Here is a 14,123-nt window from a genome sequence, read left to right on the forward strand (position 1 = left end):
TCACATGTGGATCTAAGATAAGGAATTGCGGCCAAATTTTAACAGCGTTGTTGGCATGAGTAAATAATATTTCGCAAATATTTATGATAAAGTAGCCCTATAAATAGATTTAGGTTGTTTTTTATGTTTTCACCGTCCTCAAAAGCAGTTTACACCGTGTCACGCCTTAATAGAGAAATTCGCACGCTTCTTGAACAAGGGTTTGCATCGCTTATATTAACCGGCGAAATTTCGAACTTTATTACACCAGCATCTGGGCATTGGTATTTTTCGTTAAAAGACGATAAAGCACAAATTAAAGCCGCTATGTGGCGCGGCAACAATCGCAACCAAAGCTACCGCCCTGCCAATGGCGCACAAGTTACAGTAAAAGCGCGTGTATCGCTTTATGAACCACGCGGTGATTACCAGCTTATTGTTGAGCATATGGAACCCGCAGGCGAAGGTCAGCTAAAGCAAGAATTTGATGCGCTTAAAATGCGCTTAGCCGCCGAGGGATTATTTAGCTCAGTTCACAAACAACCATTACCGCAAAATATTAATCGTATTGGTGTTATTACCTCAACAACCGGCGCTGCTATAAAAGATATTTTAACGGTACTCAAACGCCGAGCGCCGCAGCTAGAGGTCATCATTTACCCTGCTATGGTACAAGGCAAAGAAGCGCACGTGCATTTAATTAACCAAATTGACTTAGCCAACACACGTGACGAAGTAGACGTACTTATTTTAGGACGCGGCGGTGGTTCACTTGAAGATTTATGGTGTTTTAATCACGAACAGCTCGCCCGCGCTATTTTCAAAAGTGAATTACCGATAGTAAGTGCGGTAGGCCATGAAATAGATACAACTATTAGCGATTACGTTGCTGATGTTCGTGCAGCGACCCCATCAGCCGCTGCAGAGCTTGTAAGCCCAAATACACAAGAGTTACATAACAAGGTAACGCAATTAGTTAATCGTTTATCCAACGCGTTTAAGCACGATATTGCTGAAAAACGCGCACTTGCAACGCAGCTACAACATCGCCTTAACTTATGCCATCCGCGTAATCAGCTTAATCAAAAATCACAACGTTTGGATGAGCTAAGCATTGCGCTGCAACAAGCTATGCGTAATCGTTTATACCAGCAAGAACGCACACTCAATAACTTAACGCCGCGTTTAATGCGCCAATCGCCTGATAAAAAACTCGCTACAGCAAGCCATCAACTTTCGCAATTACAAGCTAGGCTAAACCAAGCTATACAGCATCAATTACAGCAAGCTAATAATAGCTTGGCATTGCAAGCAAGTAGGTTAGATTCGGTAAGTCCGCTTAATGTTTTAGCGCGCGGTTATAGCATCACTAAAACACAGCAAGGGAAAGTAGTTAAATCTGTGGATAAAATTAAAACAGGCGATGTTTTAATTACAGAGCTCGTTGATGGCTCTATAGAATCACAGGTTACTTAAAGCTCGGTACTTAGCAACAATTTAAGCTCGCTATCGCTAGATGTAGAGGTAGTGCTTTTAAATTGCTGCCAAAATTCCTGCTTCATCAACTTGTCGTTTAGCTCTCGCCATTGAGCACTGCCAAATGTATCGTTATCAGCGGGCGCGGCTAGTTCAAATTCACATACCGTTGTTTTACATTTTGCGCTAACAATATCAGGCATAATTGCCAAATCAGCTGTTAATAAAAAATCTTGTAATGCCATTTCAGTACGATAAGCCCATTCTTCGTCACGCGTTTGCTTTTCAAATTTATCACGTAAGACCTTCTCAAAATCTGAAGGGCCTCTCATTTGCTTTAAAACGCTTTTAAGCGTCGCTTTCTGTTCGGCGAGTTGCTGCTTAAGCTGAGTGACTTGCTCTTCTAAAGGTAGCTCATCAAGCATTTGGGGTTCTAAATCGGTTGGAGACGTGTCTTCAGCGGGCTCTGTATTAGCTACTTGCTCAGGTACTACAGAGTCTGCATTACTTAATACCTCATTACTTTGTTGTTCAGTATGAAGCTTTTGCTGTTTTTCATAACGTTGCTGCGACTTAACAGATTCTGGATGACTTGAAGCTGCATTAAAGTAGCTCCAAGTTAAACCTACACCCGCAATAAACCCAATCCCTAGAGCCAATAAACTATTTTTGTTCATGTTAATTCCTTTTAAGTTTTATTATTTTTCATTACCTATAGCATTGCACTCGTGTGCGATTCGTTTTCAGGCTCAGGATTTGCTAAAAAGTTTTGGTTCATACTTTGCGCCGGACACTCACAATCCGGTCGACCAATAATTTTAGCGGGTACGCCAACAGCGGTTGTGTGTGGTGGAACATTGCTAAGTACAACTGAGCCCGCGCCAATTCGTGCGCCCTCACCTACTTCAATATTACCCAGTACTTTAGCACCCGCGCCAATTAATACGCCCGCTCTAATTTTAGGATGACGATCGCCCTGCTCATTGCCTGTACCGCCAAGCGTTACAGATTGCAAAATTGATACGTTATCTTCAATTACCGCTGTTTCACCAATAACAATACCGGTTGCGTGGTCAAACATAATGCCTTTACCCACTTTACATGCTGGGTGAATATCGACCCCAAACACTTCAGAGTTACGGCTTTGAATAAAGCGTGCTAACTCTTTGCGATTTTGTTGCCACAAACAATTAGCCAAACGGTGCGCCTGAATAGCATGAAAACCTTTTAGATTTAATATAACCGTAAGATAGGTTTCTGATGCAGGATCGCGGTCTTTTACCGCTTTAATGTCCTCAGCAACAAATGAGAGCATACGGTCACATTTTACAAATGCTTGGTCGAACAGCTCTCGGATAGTGAATGCAGATACAACCGCATCAGCCAACTTATTAGCAACAATAAAGCTCAATGCCGAACCTAAACAATCATGATTCAAAACACATGAATAAACATGACTTGCTAATAATGGTTCACGTTTTACTACATCGTTAGCTTCATCGCGAAGCTGTTGCCAAATTGCATGACGCATAATACTGCACTGCCTTAAGTTGATATAAAATAGCCTTTTCCCAAGTCTAACGGATTTAGCCACTAAGGTGTTAATCCCTTAGTTATTTGTTCTGGTTATTAGATATAACTAGGGCGTGTTGATCTTTGGTGATTGGATTTGCAGCAGTATATTTGGTTTTTAGGCAAGGCAGAGCCTATGTAGTGTGGTTACTCCCCATAAATAGGCGATAACGCAGCATAAATACCAAACATGCGCTGCCCTTTGAGTTCTTTCTAGGGACGATTAACTCTTTGTTGCTCGGTTTTTACTTATTCTTATATGGATGTAAGCCAGTAGAATAACGCAGGAGCAGTTATCGAGCCCACTAGGTTACAAACCGCGCGCCGCGATTAAATCGACCCTAGATTGAACAAATTTCAATCCACAGAGTTCAACACGCCCTAGCACCCAGAAATGATATTTTAAATACATACCCACTTTTTAGATTAAGTTATACGACAGTTGCTAAAATTTCCAATACATACTTAAAATATAATAAATTAATAAAAATCAAAAGCTAACAACATATGACAGCTCACCTGTCATATGCCAAAATACATACTGGCGTATAGCTGACGGCGTAAATAACAAAAACAAACGCTAAATTAGCATCATCAACTCAACAAGGATAACGATGATGAAAAACGATATATTAAATACAAGAAAATTAGGTTACAAATTTTACTTTCAAGATGGCGATAATCAAATAGCGTGTTTTGGTAGCTACTTTACAGGGAAAGAAGAAGTATACGTAAATGATGAACTTATAAGTAATAAGCGTAACCAAAGGATTCACAGTGGCCATCAATTTAATATTGGTGACAATGATTTTAAAGTAATGTTTGAAATGCGTAATATTTTAACTGGCAAGTTAGAGTGCTCACTTTATAAAAATGGCCAATTTATAAAAAGTTATGAACAATCATCATTATTAAATAATCCAAAAACTTCGTTAAAAGTGCTTTTTGGTTGCTTTTTTGGAGGCCTAGTTGGTGGCTACTTGCTAATTATAATTTTAGAATTCTTGATTGGGAAGCTTTAAAATGCAACTTAATCCTAAAACAATAAAAGAACTTAGGCAGCAATTTAATTGGACGCAACAGCAACTTGCCGATGCCTGCGATGTAAGCTTGAGAACAATCCAACGGGTAGAAAAAGAAGGCGCGGCATCAAAAGAAACCACAATGGCTTTATGCGCGGTTTTAGAAGTACGCCAGGGTAAATTAATTAAGCTTGATGAAGATACAACACCTCTCGGTGGTGCAACAACTTTAAACAAGCACACTATAACCACGGTGTTAGCATTGTCATCAGTAGTCAGCTTCATATTAGGCATGATAACTGTTTTTTTTATTATGAAATAAAGAGCTACAGCAATATCAAAATATAAGTCGAAAGAGCTACGTGGCAACATCACTTTAGTTGTAATAATAAGTGCAATGATACTTTTTGGGTTAGGTGTAAAAATTGGTTCAATACTATATCCAACACCATAAAAAATGCCCCAATATATGGGGCATTTTAATTATCTTAACTTATATAACTATTTAAACCTTCATTGAAAGACTTTATCGACTTTCATCACTTCAATATTTTTTGCAGGAATGGCTAATTTGTAATCAGCAATTACTTTATCCTCAGCAACCAACTCAGCAGGTTTATTAGTGTTGTAAACCATTGGTGATGTTTGCTCAGACGCTAAACGTTTTTGCATATCAGCGCCGTCTGCGGTTATAAACACATATTGAACATTGTCTGTTTGTAAGTTTTCTTTAATAACGCGATTAACATCAGTAAGCGTTAGCGTTTTAAGTTTATTAGTTACGTAACTTACAAAGCTATCTGTGTTGTAGAATTCGCTATCAAGTGCGTAACCTAATTGGCGATTTTGACTTGCGACCATTTGCGGCACAAAGTTAATTAAAAAGTTACGCGTTGCTTCAAAGTCATCTTCGCTCATACCATTTTTAATTAGCTTATCTAGCTCAAACAAGGCTGTACGTGTTGCAAAGTGCGCATCGTTATTAGAGCGAAGTGGGCGTAACCACACTTGAAAAATTTGCTCAGAGCGCCCTAGGTTTGCATCAGGCTTGGTTTGAAACATACCACGTGGAAAATATTCAATGTATGCGTAATCGCCGTAGTTCATGCCGCGAGTTTCACGAATGCGCTCATATAAAAAGCTGTTAGAACTACGGTGCTCACCAAAGTACGAACGCACAAGCCAAAGGGCTGTCCAGTCTTCGCTACTTCTTATTGTATCAATAGGAAAACCAAACGATACCGCAGTCGATTGTGCCGATTTTTCTACAATCGTTGCATGATGACCTTTAAGCACTGGCGCATCAGGAATACTTAAACGGCTTTGCTCACCTTTTGGTAGCGTTGCAAAATCGCTCATCATTTTAGCTTTAAGTTTTACAGGCACAGCCCCAATTAAGCCAACCGTGAGTTTTGATTGCGTAAGCTCGCTGTTATAAAACGCTTTAACATCATCCAGCGTCAACGCTTCTAAATCCGAAATATCACCGTAGTTGTAACTTTCATAAGGGTGATTTTTGTAAAGCGCACTGTATAGCACTTCTTTGCCTAGCTCTTCATCGTTAGATGCTTTTAAGCCTGACTTAATGCCGTCGATCATTTCTTTTTTAAGGCGCTTAAAATCGTCATCTCTAAAACCTGGATTTAGTAATTGATCGCTCACAAGTGTATACCACTGCGCCGCATTATCTTTATGAATACGCCCTTGAAACGACAGCATTTCTTTATCTATTTGGTAGCCAAAGCTACCCGCAAGCGGATAAAGTGCTTTTTGAATATCTTTATAGCTTGTCGCCTCTGAGCCACCTTGTGCAAGCATAGCCGCAGTTAACGCAGCAACACCTTTTTTACCTTGTGGGTCGGCAGCCGCACCAGTATTGAATAAAAAGTTAACATCAATTAATGGCGAGCTATTCGTTTTATCAAGTACTTTAAATGCAACTGCCGCTGGTGCTTGTTCAAGCTTTGCAGTAAGCGCATTTAAATCAACTTCTTGCTCAAAACCTGGGGCTTTATCAAGTGCCGACATTGTTAATGTGGTACGTGCGTTATCGGTAAAGTATTTATTAGCAACGGCTTTAATATCTGCGCTGGTGATATTATCTGCCGATTTATACAGTTGGTTTATAACCTCAGGATCGCGCTCAAAATGCATGTAGCTGGCAAGGGTTGATGCAATCGCTTGCGACGAATCTAAGCCATTAATAAAGCTGTATTTAAGGTTCGATTTTAAATCACTCAGCTTTTGCTCATCAACAAGCTCAGTGCGTGCTTTTGCATAAGTTCGGTTAATCGCATCGCGTGCAGTGGCTAAATCGTCTGCGTTTTCTACTTTAACAAATACGTGTAATAAACCCGGATCTTTAGTCTCTGGGTTATAGGTAAACATTTGGCTGGCAATTTGTTTGTCGACCACTAGCTCTTGATATAGATCTGAATTATTTGAAAAATAAAGCTGTGAAATTAAATCAAGTGCCGCTCTGTCCTTTTTAGCAGGCTCCCACGCAGCACCTTTGTACGATACAAGTAACCAATGCCCTGGTAGTGCTTCATCTTGCTGGTGCAGATATTTTGGTGCTTGTTGAACAGGCCCTGCTGTAATGTCAGCAACATAGTTACCTTTTTTCCAGCTTCCCCAATGCTTTTTAACCATTGCCATTGTTGCTTGTGGGTCTACATCGCCCACGATGACAAGTGACACATATTCAGGCTTATAAAACTTAGCAAAAAATTCTTTCCCGTACGCCATTTGATCAGGCATGGCTTCTATGTCTTTAAAAAAGCCCATAGTGGTGTGTTTATACGTGTGCTTATCAAAGGCTTCTTCGCGTACAGCACTTAATAATTTACGAATTGGGCTCGCGTTGTTTTTTAAGTACTCACCTTTTACCGTTTGTGCTTCGGTTCTAAATTGCTCTTCGGTGTAGGTTAAGTTTTGAAAAATATCAGCTTCAAGCTCAAGTACTTTATCAAGATGCTGCTTTGAAAAGTTTAAATGGTAATTTGTGTAATCGTTTGTTGTATACGCGCGGTTATCAACACCTGAATTTTTTAATATGTCTGAATATACGTCTTCAGGGTATTTTTGTGAGCCTTTAAACATCATGTGTTCAAAAAAGTGAGCAAAACCTGTTTTGCCCTCTTCAACTTCGTTACGCGATCCAACCGATACCGGAATTTGCAGCGACACTACATCAGGGTAATCGGTTTTAACAACCATGACACGTAAGCCGTTTTCTAGCTCTTCAATTAAATAATCTTGCGAAAAAACACGATCATCAGCTTTATTTACTTGTTCTTGTTGTGCTGTTGTTTGCGTGCTTTGGTTTTGTTGCATGGCGCAACCCGTTAACGCCAGCGATACCGCTAAGCTGGTTGCTAATAATTTAAATTTCATTGTTGTCCCTTTTTAAATTGAGCAAATTTGTTGTTAGATTTAACACTAACTCACCCTCGATTATGCCCCAAAGCCAATAAATATAAGAGTCCCAAGGGAATTTATTATGTAAACAACTGTGTCAATTATAAATAATGGGAACAAGCACTATGAATAAACATCATGTTAGTTGAAAAACTTTCATTAAATAAATCTATCTAGACGTCTAAATGGCTGCTATATTAAATCTATCAAAACGCACTTGGCTGGAATGAGGATTATGGCTTTATCATTAAAAGAGAAAATAGAGGACACCAACCAAGGTGTTTATCTTATTGGTACTACCCCGCCTAAAATAGGCACCGATAAAGCGCAATTAAAAACTATTGCAGAAAAGCTATTAGGTCGCTTACACGAAATTGAATACGACGGCGTAATAATTTACGACATTCAAGACGAAAGCAGTCGAACTAATCAAGCGCGCCCGTTTGCGTTTAAACAAACCGTTGATCCGCGTGAATACAGCCATTTACTGCGTGATTTATCTGCACAAGATGTAATTACTTATAAAAGTGTGGCGCAGCGTGGCGTAGGCGAATTTAAAGATTGGCTAAGTGAAACTAAAAACGACTACGATTTACAAAATGTAGTTTTAGTAGGTAGCCCGTCATCGGTAGGCGATATAAAGCTAAGCCTGCCAGACGCGTATAAAGCATTAGCTGAGCAATCAGATGATTTCTTTTTAGGGGGCGTTACGATTGCCGAGCGCCATTCAAGTAAACGAAATGAGCACGAACGCTTAATAGAAAAAACAGCACAAGGTTGTCAGTTTTTTATATCGCAAGCTGTTTACGACGCACAAGCGACTATAGAGCTAATTACTAGCTACGCGCGTACATGTAAAGCACAAGGGATTACACCACAACGTATTATATTAACGTTTACCCCGTGCGGCGGCGAAAAAACCTTAGAATTTATGCAATGGTTGGGTATCTCAGTGCCAGAGGCAACTAAATGGCGCATGCTTGATGCAGACAATACATTAAGCGAATCAGTTCGTATTTGCCGCGAGAACCTCGACTTAATACTTAAAAGCTGTGCACATTTAGACGTGCCGCTGGGCTTAAATATTGAAAGCTTAACAAACCGTAAAGAAGAAATTGACGCGTCAATTAACTTATACCGTTTATTAAAAGCCATTATGGAATTGAACCTTGCGGAAAAACTAATTGCTTAGAGCTTGAGCCTAAACTAATTCACACCCTTCTTGGCAAGCCTAGTGGCTTGCTTTTTTATGTCCGTTCTTTGAAAAATGAATTAATAAATACAAGTAAAGATTTGCAGCTTAAGCTATTTATTAAAGCTATTTTTGGTTATTACTCTCAAGCTTTTTTAAAGCAAACCCCATAGAGGAGCACATAACACCAAAAATAATTCCCTCATTAGATATAAATCTAATGTTAGGGAACGTTTCAAATCAGCTTATTATTGCTAATGAAAAAATAAAACCTATCGCAGAAAAAACCAACTAAGTTTTGTGGTATTAGTCATGACGAACTTCCTTTTATTATTGTGCTTTTTTAGCTAGCTTATACGCTTGTTTATTTTTATACATTGCGTGGTCCGCATCATTTAATAGCGCTTCAAAGGGCTGCTTTTGTTTATCAGTAAAACTATAACCAATACTGAGTGATAAATCGCACACGTTTACTTTAAGTAAGGCTTTTGAATACTCGGTCGAAATTTTATTCATAATATAGTTAATTTTACTTTTATCGCTTACTTGCATTACTGCAACAAACTCATCGCCACCTAAACGCCCTACTATATCGGCATCTCTTAAATGCGTTTTTAGCGTATCTGCCAATATAATCAATGCTTTGTCACCCACTTCATGTCCGCAGGTGTCGTTTAATTTTTTAAAGTCGTTTATATCAATAAACAAACAACACACGTCAAAACCTAAACGCAGTGCTAAGTTAAGCTTTTGCTGAGCTAGTAAGTTAAGTGCTCGGCGATTATAAATATTAGTTAATGAGTCTAACATGGCTATTTCACGCATTTGCTCATAGCTATAAACAAGGGCTAAGTCGTCTTCAATCAAATCGCGTAGCTGTTCTATGAGTTCAAAGTATTCATCGGTATAGCTTGTTATTTTAGTGTCTTTTAAACATAACGTGCCAAACACTTCGCCTTCAGGCCAATGAATGGGTAAACCTAGGTAGGATTCAACACCGTCTTCAACGACTTCTGACAGGGTATTCCATGTATCGTTATTACTTGCATAATTAACATATAATGTATTGTTAGTTTCAGCTACGTGGCGACAAAACAGAGGAGTTTGAGGAGGGAGTATAGGGTTGGTCTCAAAGTTAGATCCACCCTCGTTACTTCTAATAACAACGCGATAGCCTTTGCTTGTTGCCTGAACTATATAACCAGACGGGGCTGAAAAAAGCCCCGTTATAAGATCTATGGTTTTTTGCCATTTATGCAAAGATATTTGGCCATCAATACCAGAAAATGCCCATTGATCAATTTCAAACATTGCTTTACCTCGGCTGCTTAGTAGCTCCAGTATAGGCAAAAAAGCAAAGTAAAAGCTATTATTTACGACGCCTACTTGGCTCTCTTTTACCAGTGATGCGTTTTTTATCGCGATCTTTTCGCGACTTATTGGTGTTTTTACGGTTGTCTTTTGGCTTTTTATTAGGATCTGGCTCGTAACCTTCTAACCACTGCGGCGTTAGACGCGTATCGAGTAACATTTCAATTTCTTCTAGCAGCCATTGCTCATCAAGACTTACCAGCGACATAGCAAGTCCTTGTTCACCTGCACGACCTGTACGACCAATACGGTGTACGTAATCCTCTGCAATGTATGGTAGCTCAAAGTTAATTACGTATCTAAGTGTTGAAATATCTAAACCACGCGCGGCTACATCGGTTGCAACAAGTACACGTGTAATACCTTCTTTAAAGTTTTGCAATGCACGGTCGCGTGCGCCTTGAGATTTATCGCCATGGATTGATTCGGTTTTTAAACCGTCTTTACACATTTCTTTAGCGAGCTGATCAGCCATTTGTTTTGTGCGAGTAAAAATAAGCACTTGGCGCCAGTTTTTCATGCCAATCATGTGCGATACAAGTTCGCGCTTACGATCCTCATCTACAGCGTAAATAACTTGCTCTACTTCAACCGCAGCTGAGTTACGTTTATCAACTTCAATTAGCTCTGGGTTTTTAAGTAGTTTTTTACTGAGTTCAAACACGCTGTCATCAAACGTAGCTGAAAATAGTAAAGTTTGGCGATCGCCTGGGATATGACGCAATATACGTCTAATTTCATCAATAAAGCCCATATCAAGCATGCGGTCAGCTTCGTCAAACACTAAAGAGTCTACGCTTGAAAGCACCACACTGCCTTTAACTATATGATCAAGTAAACGCCCAGGTGTTGCCACTATAACTTGGGCTGTTTTAAGTGCTTTTATTTGTGGACCAATACTTACGCCGCCATACGCTAAAGCACCATTAATGTTAGTGCCTTTTGCGTACTTTTCAAAGCTTGCAAATACTTGCTGAGCAAGCTCACGGGTTGGCGTTAAAATTACAACGCGAGCAATGCCTGGCTCATCTTTTTTTGGGGTATTTAAAAGCTTATGTAATAGAGGTAAAACAAAGGCGGCGGTTTTACCCGTACCTGTTTGTGCACTGCCCATTACATCACTTCCGGCTAAAATAGGCGGAATAGTTTTAATCTGAATTGCGGTAGGCTGAGTGTAATTATTTTGCTCAATCGCAGTTAATAATAACGGGTCGAGATTAAGTGATGTGAACGTAGTGGCAGACATAGGCTTAGCTTTAAAATAACAAAGAGCGCTATTGTACGCATATTACTGTACTGCGTAAATTAACCAGTTCAGAAAAGTATTTAATCGTAGTTACTCACTTTCGCTTTAGCGCTAAAACAATAAAAAACCAATAAAAAAGGCGCTAAATAACAGTTGTATTTAGCGCCTTTTATAATTTTCTGTAGCTTTAAGCTGGCTTTAGTGTCGCTTTACGTTCGTTGTAAAACGCTATTAAATCGTCAACTGTTGCTTGGCAGTATTCGCGTATACCCGAAACCACCATGTGCTTTTCACCACTACCCACTTTAACGCCGTTTTCCAACAGGTTAAAACGTAGTGTGATTTTTCCGCGCTTACCGGCATACTCAAAACTAGGCTCTGCAAACTCAAGTTCTGGTTCTGTAATATCAAGATTATCAAGATTGATAAGCATTGATTCGTAAATCACCATCGGACGAGCAGGGTTTATCATTACCTCTTGCTTACCCATTAATGGAATAATTACATGCGGAAAAGTAGTACCAGAAAACTCAACATAATTTTTTATAAGACTATTAGTTAATGCTGGGCATTGGCTGGTTTTACCGCTGCGCTTTACCTTTAAAATTACTTTTTCGCCATTGGTAACATCAAACTCATCAGCTCCCTCAGGAAAATTAAGTTTGGTGTTTTCATCAACCATACCGGCAAAAGTAAATTCCATTTGTTCACTAATACCGTAGCGGTCTAGTACCAATGAAAAAAGTAAGTCTCCTGGCGCGCAAAACTTTTTGGCATCTTTGTCGTGAAGTGGATTGTAATCGTCAGCAACGCATTTAGCGAATCGACAACCCTGCTCACGAGAGATAGAAACATAATCAGCATGCTGCTGAAAAAAAGGACTTAACATAGTTTGTTCACTGCTTAAACTGCTTATAACCTATCTATATTACCAGAAAAAAAATATTGAGAGGTCGAATCTGTTAGATTAATGGCTAAATAAAACAGAGCAATAAAAAACAATGACCTTTTATTTATTAGCGCTATCAATTATATGTGTTTTTCCGTACTGCAAAATATCAATAATGCGGCAACCCCTTTGGCACTACTTACTAGCTTTAGGTGTTGTAAGTGCGTATTTTCAAGGTTATATAAATTTATATGCTCTGCTGTTCACTGGGCTTTACGTTGTTTTATACTACTGTGTGCTAAATACAAAGCGGGCAATAATACGCGCTACTTTAAGTACTGTGTTTATAGTTTTCTCATTGGCGTTAGCGCTTCATTGGGTGCCTGGTTTTAATAACCTTCCTATTGTTATAGACGAGCGTATTACCAGCGATGCGATTGCTTTTACCCTTTATGCTAATTTTGATAAAGCTATGGCTGGGTTATTTCTTTGTGCTTACTTTTATTCGAATAAACAAGCTTTAAAAGCAGACTCTAATAAAGCGAGCCCATTAAACGTTAAACAACCCATTTTTATAATTATTGCTACTGTTTTAGCTTCGCTCACTGCGGCTTTAATGCTTGGACTTGTAAGCTTTAACCCAAAAGTACCCAACTTTTGGTTAGCCTTTATTGCTATTAATCTTTTATTTACCTGTGTAGCTGAGGAAGCTTTGTTTAGAGGATTACTACAAACTAAGCTTAGCAAAATAATTACACCGACCCGTTTAGCAATACTTGCCCCTGTAATTACTGCAGGTATTTTTGCTTTGGCACATTTTGCTGGAGGAATTAACTATGTATTGGTTTCATTTATTGCAGGCTTGGGGTATGGCTATGTTTTTTATAAAACGCAGCGCTTAGAGTGGGCTATTTTATGCCATTGGTTGGTTAATGTTTGTCACTTCTTTTTGTTTACTTACCCTATGCTCAGTAAAATCTAAATACATTTACAAATGCTAACAATTTACTCAGCAGTAAACATTGCCAGCATTTGATTTTGTTAGTAATTTACTACTTTAAATAAATTAAAGGATTAATGAATATGCTACGTTTTATAACAACAATAACTGTGCTCGCCACAATAACTGGTTGTTCAAGCATGACTTATCATACAGATATAGACAACGGCGTTTTATCTCAAGAAATTGGCACTTACGTTAATAAAAGAGATTTACAGCAATTTTATAGCGATCAAGAAGCTCACGAGAGTGGCGCAACACTTTTAGGCCGAATAGAAGCTGAAAGCTGTGATGGCGACGGTAGAGGTAAAAATAATGTAAGCTACAATCGCTCTAAATCAAACGCGATTGATTTACTTAAAGCTGATGCCATGCGCAGAGGTGGGAATGCTTTTACTATCAATTCTTGTAGTGAAACCTCTGTATCGTACTGCGACCTATCTGTTTTATGCACCGGACAGGCCTACGATTATTAATAACTTATATATTAAGCGCAAAGCTCAGTAGCACACGCTTTCCAGACTCGATTTTAGATACGCTGTGTTCGTACTTATCGGGTCTGAATAAATACACGCGATTAAATAAATTTATAATGCATTTTGAACATTTAAATACCCCACCCGCTTTAGGTTTTTCTAATACAAAGTTGAGCTTGTAATAGCGCCCTTGCTGCACAGGGTCAATATGGTTCATTACGCTGTGATTAGTTGGGTAAGTAACAAGGTTTATCGAAAATGTATTACTGCTAAAAATAGCTTTGTTTTTAACGGTTGCAATCATACTGCCTCCTATGAGTTTATATGCCGCATTGTAGCATTTAGTAAATTATGAATGCTTAGGCTAAACAATATCAAAATACGATGTCATATAGCTAAACAGACTGAAACAAAAAAGCCGAGCTTAATAAAGCTCGGCTTTTAATACTTTTAACAACTAACTATTGAGCCGTTATTATT

The 14,123-nt window shown here is 38.9% G+C and carries 13 protein-coding genes; 6 read left to right on the forward strand and 7 right to left on the reverse strand.

Features of this window, described 5'->3' with window-relative positions; genetic code table 11:
- The first annotated feature begins 123 nt into the window (after positions 1–123).
- A complete protein-coding gene (gene xseA / locus L656_RS0106875; protein ID WP_024598633.1) occupies positions 124–1,455 on the forward strand; it encodes an exodeoxyribonuclease VII large subunit in 1,332 nt (443 codons plus the stop codon).
- On the opposite strand, the gene L656_RS0106880 is transcribed toward xseA, so the two are convergent.
- Together L656_RS0106880 and cysE are read right to left on the reverse strand one after the other, a co-directional pair.
- Positions 1,452–2,132: a hypothetical protein gene (locus tag L656_RS0106880; RefSeq protein WP_024598634.1), complete on the reverse strand. Its 681-nt coding sequence runs from the start codon at positions 2,130–2,132 to the stop codon at positions 1,452–1,454. The genes xseA and L656_RS0106880 overlap by 4 nt on opposite strands.
- Before the next feature lie 35 nt (positions 2,133–2,167).
- Complete coding sequence (gene cysE, locus L656_RS0106885) at positions 2,168–2,986, reverse strand: serine O-acetyltransferase (RefSeq protein WP_002958786.1); 819 nt, start codon at positions 2,984–2,986, stop codon at positions 2,168–2,170.
- 658 nt (positions 2,987–3,644) lie between these two features.
- On the opposite strand from cysE, the gene L656_RS0106890 reads away from it, so the two are divergent.
- A complete protein-coding gene (locus L656_RS0106890) occupies positions 3,645–4,049 on the forward strand; it encodes a hypothetical protein (RefSeq protein WP_024598635.1) in 405 nt (134 codons plus the stop codon).
- A gap of 1 nt (position 4,050) precedes the next feature.
- Positions 4,051–4,371, forward strand: coding sequence for a helix-turn-helix domain-containing protein (locus L656_RS0106895; RefSeq protein WP_024598636.1), 321 nt, complete (start codon positions 4,051–4,053; stop codon positions 4,369–4,371).
- Between the two features lie 191 nt (positions 4,372–4,562).
- Here the strand turns inward: L656_RS0106895 and L656_RS0106900 are convergent, their stop codons facing one another.
- Positions 4,563–7,445: a M16 family metallopeptidase gene (locus L656_RS0106900; RefSeq protein ID WP_024598637.1), complete on the reverse strand. Its 2,883-nt coding sequence runs from the start codon at positions 7,443–7,445 to the stop codon at positions 4,563–4,565.
- Positions 7,446–7,704: 259 nt separating this feature from the next.
- Here L656_RS0106900 and L656_RS0106905 point away from each other — a divergent pair, with 259 nt between their 5' ends.
- Positions 7,705–8,661: a methylenetetrahydrofolate reductase gene (locus L656_RS0106905; protein WP_024598638.1), complete on the forward strand. Its 957-nt coding sequence runs from the start codon at positions 7,705–7,707 to the stop codon at positions 8,659–8,661.
- A 330-nt stretch (positions 8,662–8,991) separates the two neighbouring features.
- Here the strand turns inward: L656_RS0106905 and L656_RS0106915 are convergent, their stop codons facing one another.
- From L656_RS0106915 to L656_RS0106925, 3 genes are all read right to left on the reverse strand, one after another.
- On the reverse strand, positions 8,992–9,972 hold the full coding sequence (locus L656_RS0106915) for a sensor domain-containing diguanylate cyclase (protein ID WP_024598639.1): 981 nt from the start codon (positions 9,970–9,972) through the stop codon (positions 8,992–8,994).
- A gap of 58 nt (positions 9,973–10,030) precedes the next feature.
- Entirely contained in the window at positions 10,031–11,278 is a 1,248-nt protein-coding gene (locus L656_RS0106920) for a DEAD/DEAH box helicase (protein ID WP_024598640.1), read from the reverse strand.
- A gap of 187 nt (positions 11,279–11,465) precedes the next feature.
- Positions 11,466–12,167, reverse strand: a complete 702-nt coding sequence (locus L656_RS0106925) for a DUF3581 domain-containing protein (RefSeq protein ID WP_024598641.1) — start codon at positions 12,165–12,167, stop codon at positions 11,466–11,468.
- Positions 12,168–12,279: 112 nt separating this feature from the next.
- Here L656_RS0106925 and L656_RS0106930 point away from each other — a divergent pair, with 112 nt between their 5' ends.
- Positions 12,280–13,149, forward strand: a complete 870-nt coding sequence (locus tag L656_RS0106930) for a CPBP family intramembrane glutamic endopeptidase (RefSeq protein ID WP_024598642.1) — start codon at positions 12,280–12,282, stop codon at positions 13,147–13,149.
- A gap of 101 nt (positions 13,150–13,250) precedes the next feature.
- The gene (locus L656_RS0106935; protein ID WP_024598643.1) at positions 13,251–13,643 is read left to right on the forward strand and encodes a hypothetical protein; all 393 of its coding nucleotides are present in this window, start codon (positions 13,251–13,253) and stop codon (positions 13,641–13,643) included.
- 4 nt (positions 13,644–13,647) lie between these two features.
- Here L656_RS0106935 and L656_RS0106940 read toward each other — a convergent pair whose 3' ends face one another.
- Positions 13,648–13,947 carry a hypothetical protein gene (locus L656_RS0106940; protein ID WP_021032137.1) on the reverse strand — a complete coding sequence of 100 codons (300 nt, stop codon included), beginning with the start codon at positions 13,945–13,947 and terminating at the stop codon, positions 13,648–13,650.
- Positions 13,948–14,123 lie beyond the last annotated feature (176 nt).

Origin of the sequence: Pseudoalteromonas sp. TAE56 (assembly GCF_000497955.1) — a bacterium.
In the GTDB taxonomy this organism is placed as follows: domain Bacteria; phylum Pseudomonadota; class Gammaproteobacteria; order Enterobacterales; family Alteromonadaceae; genus Pseudoalteromonas.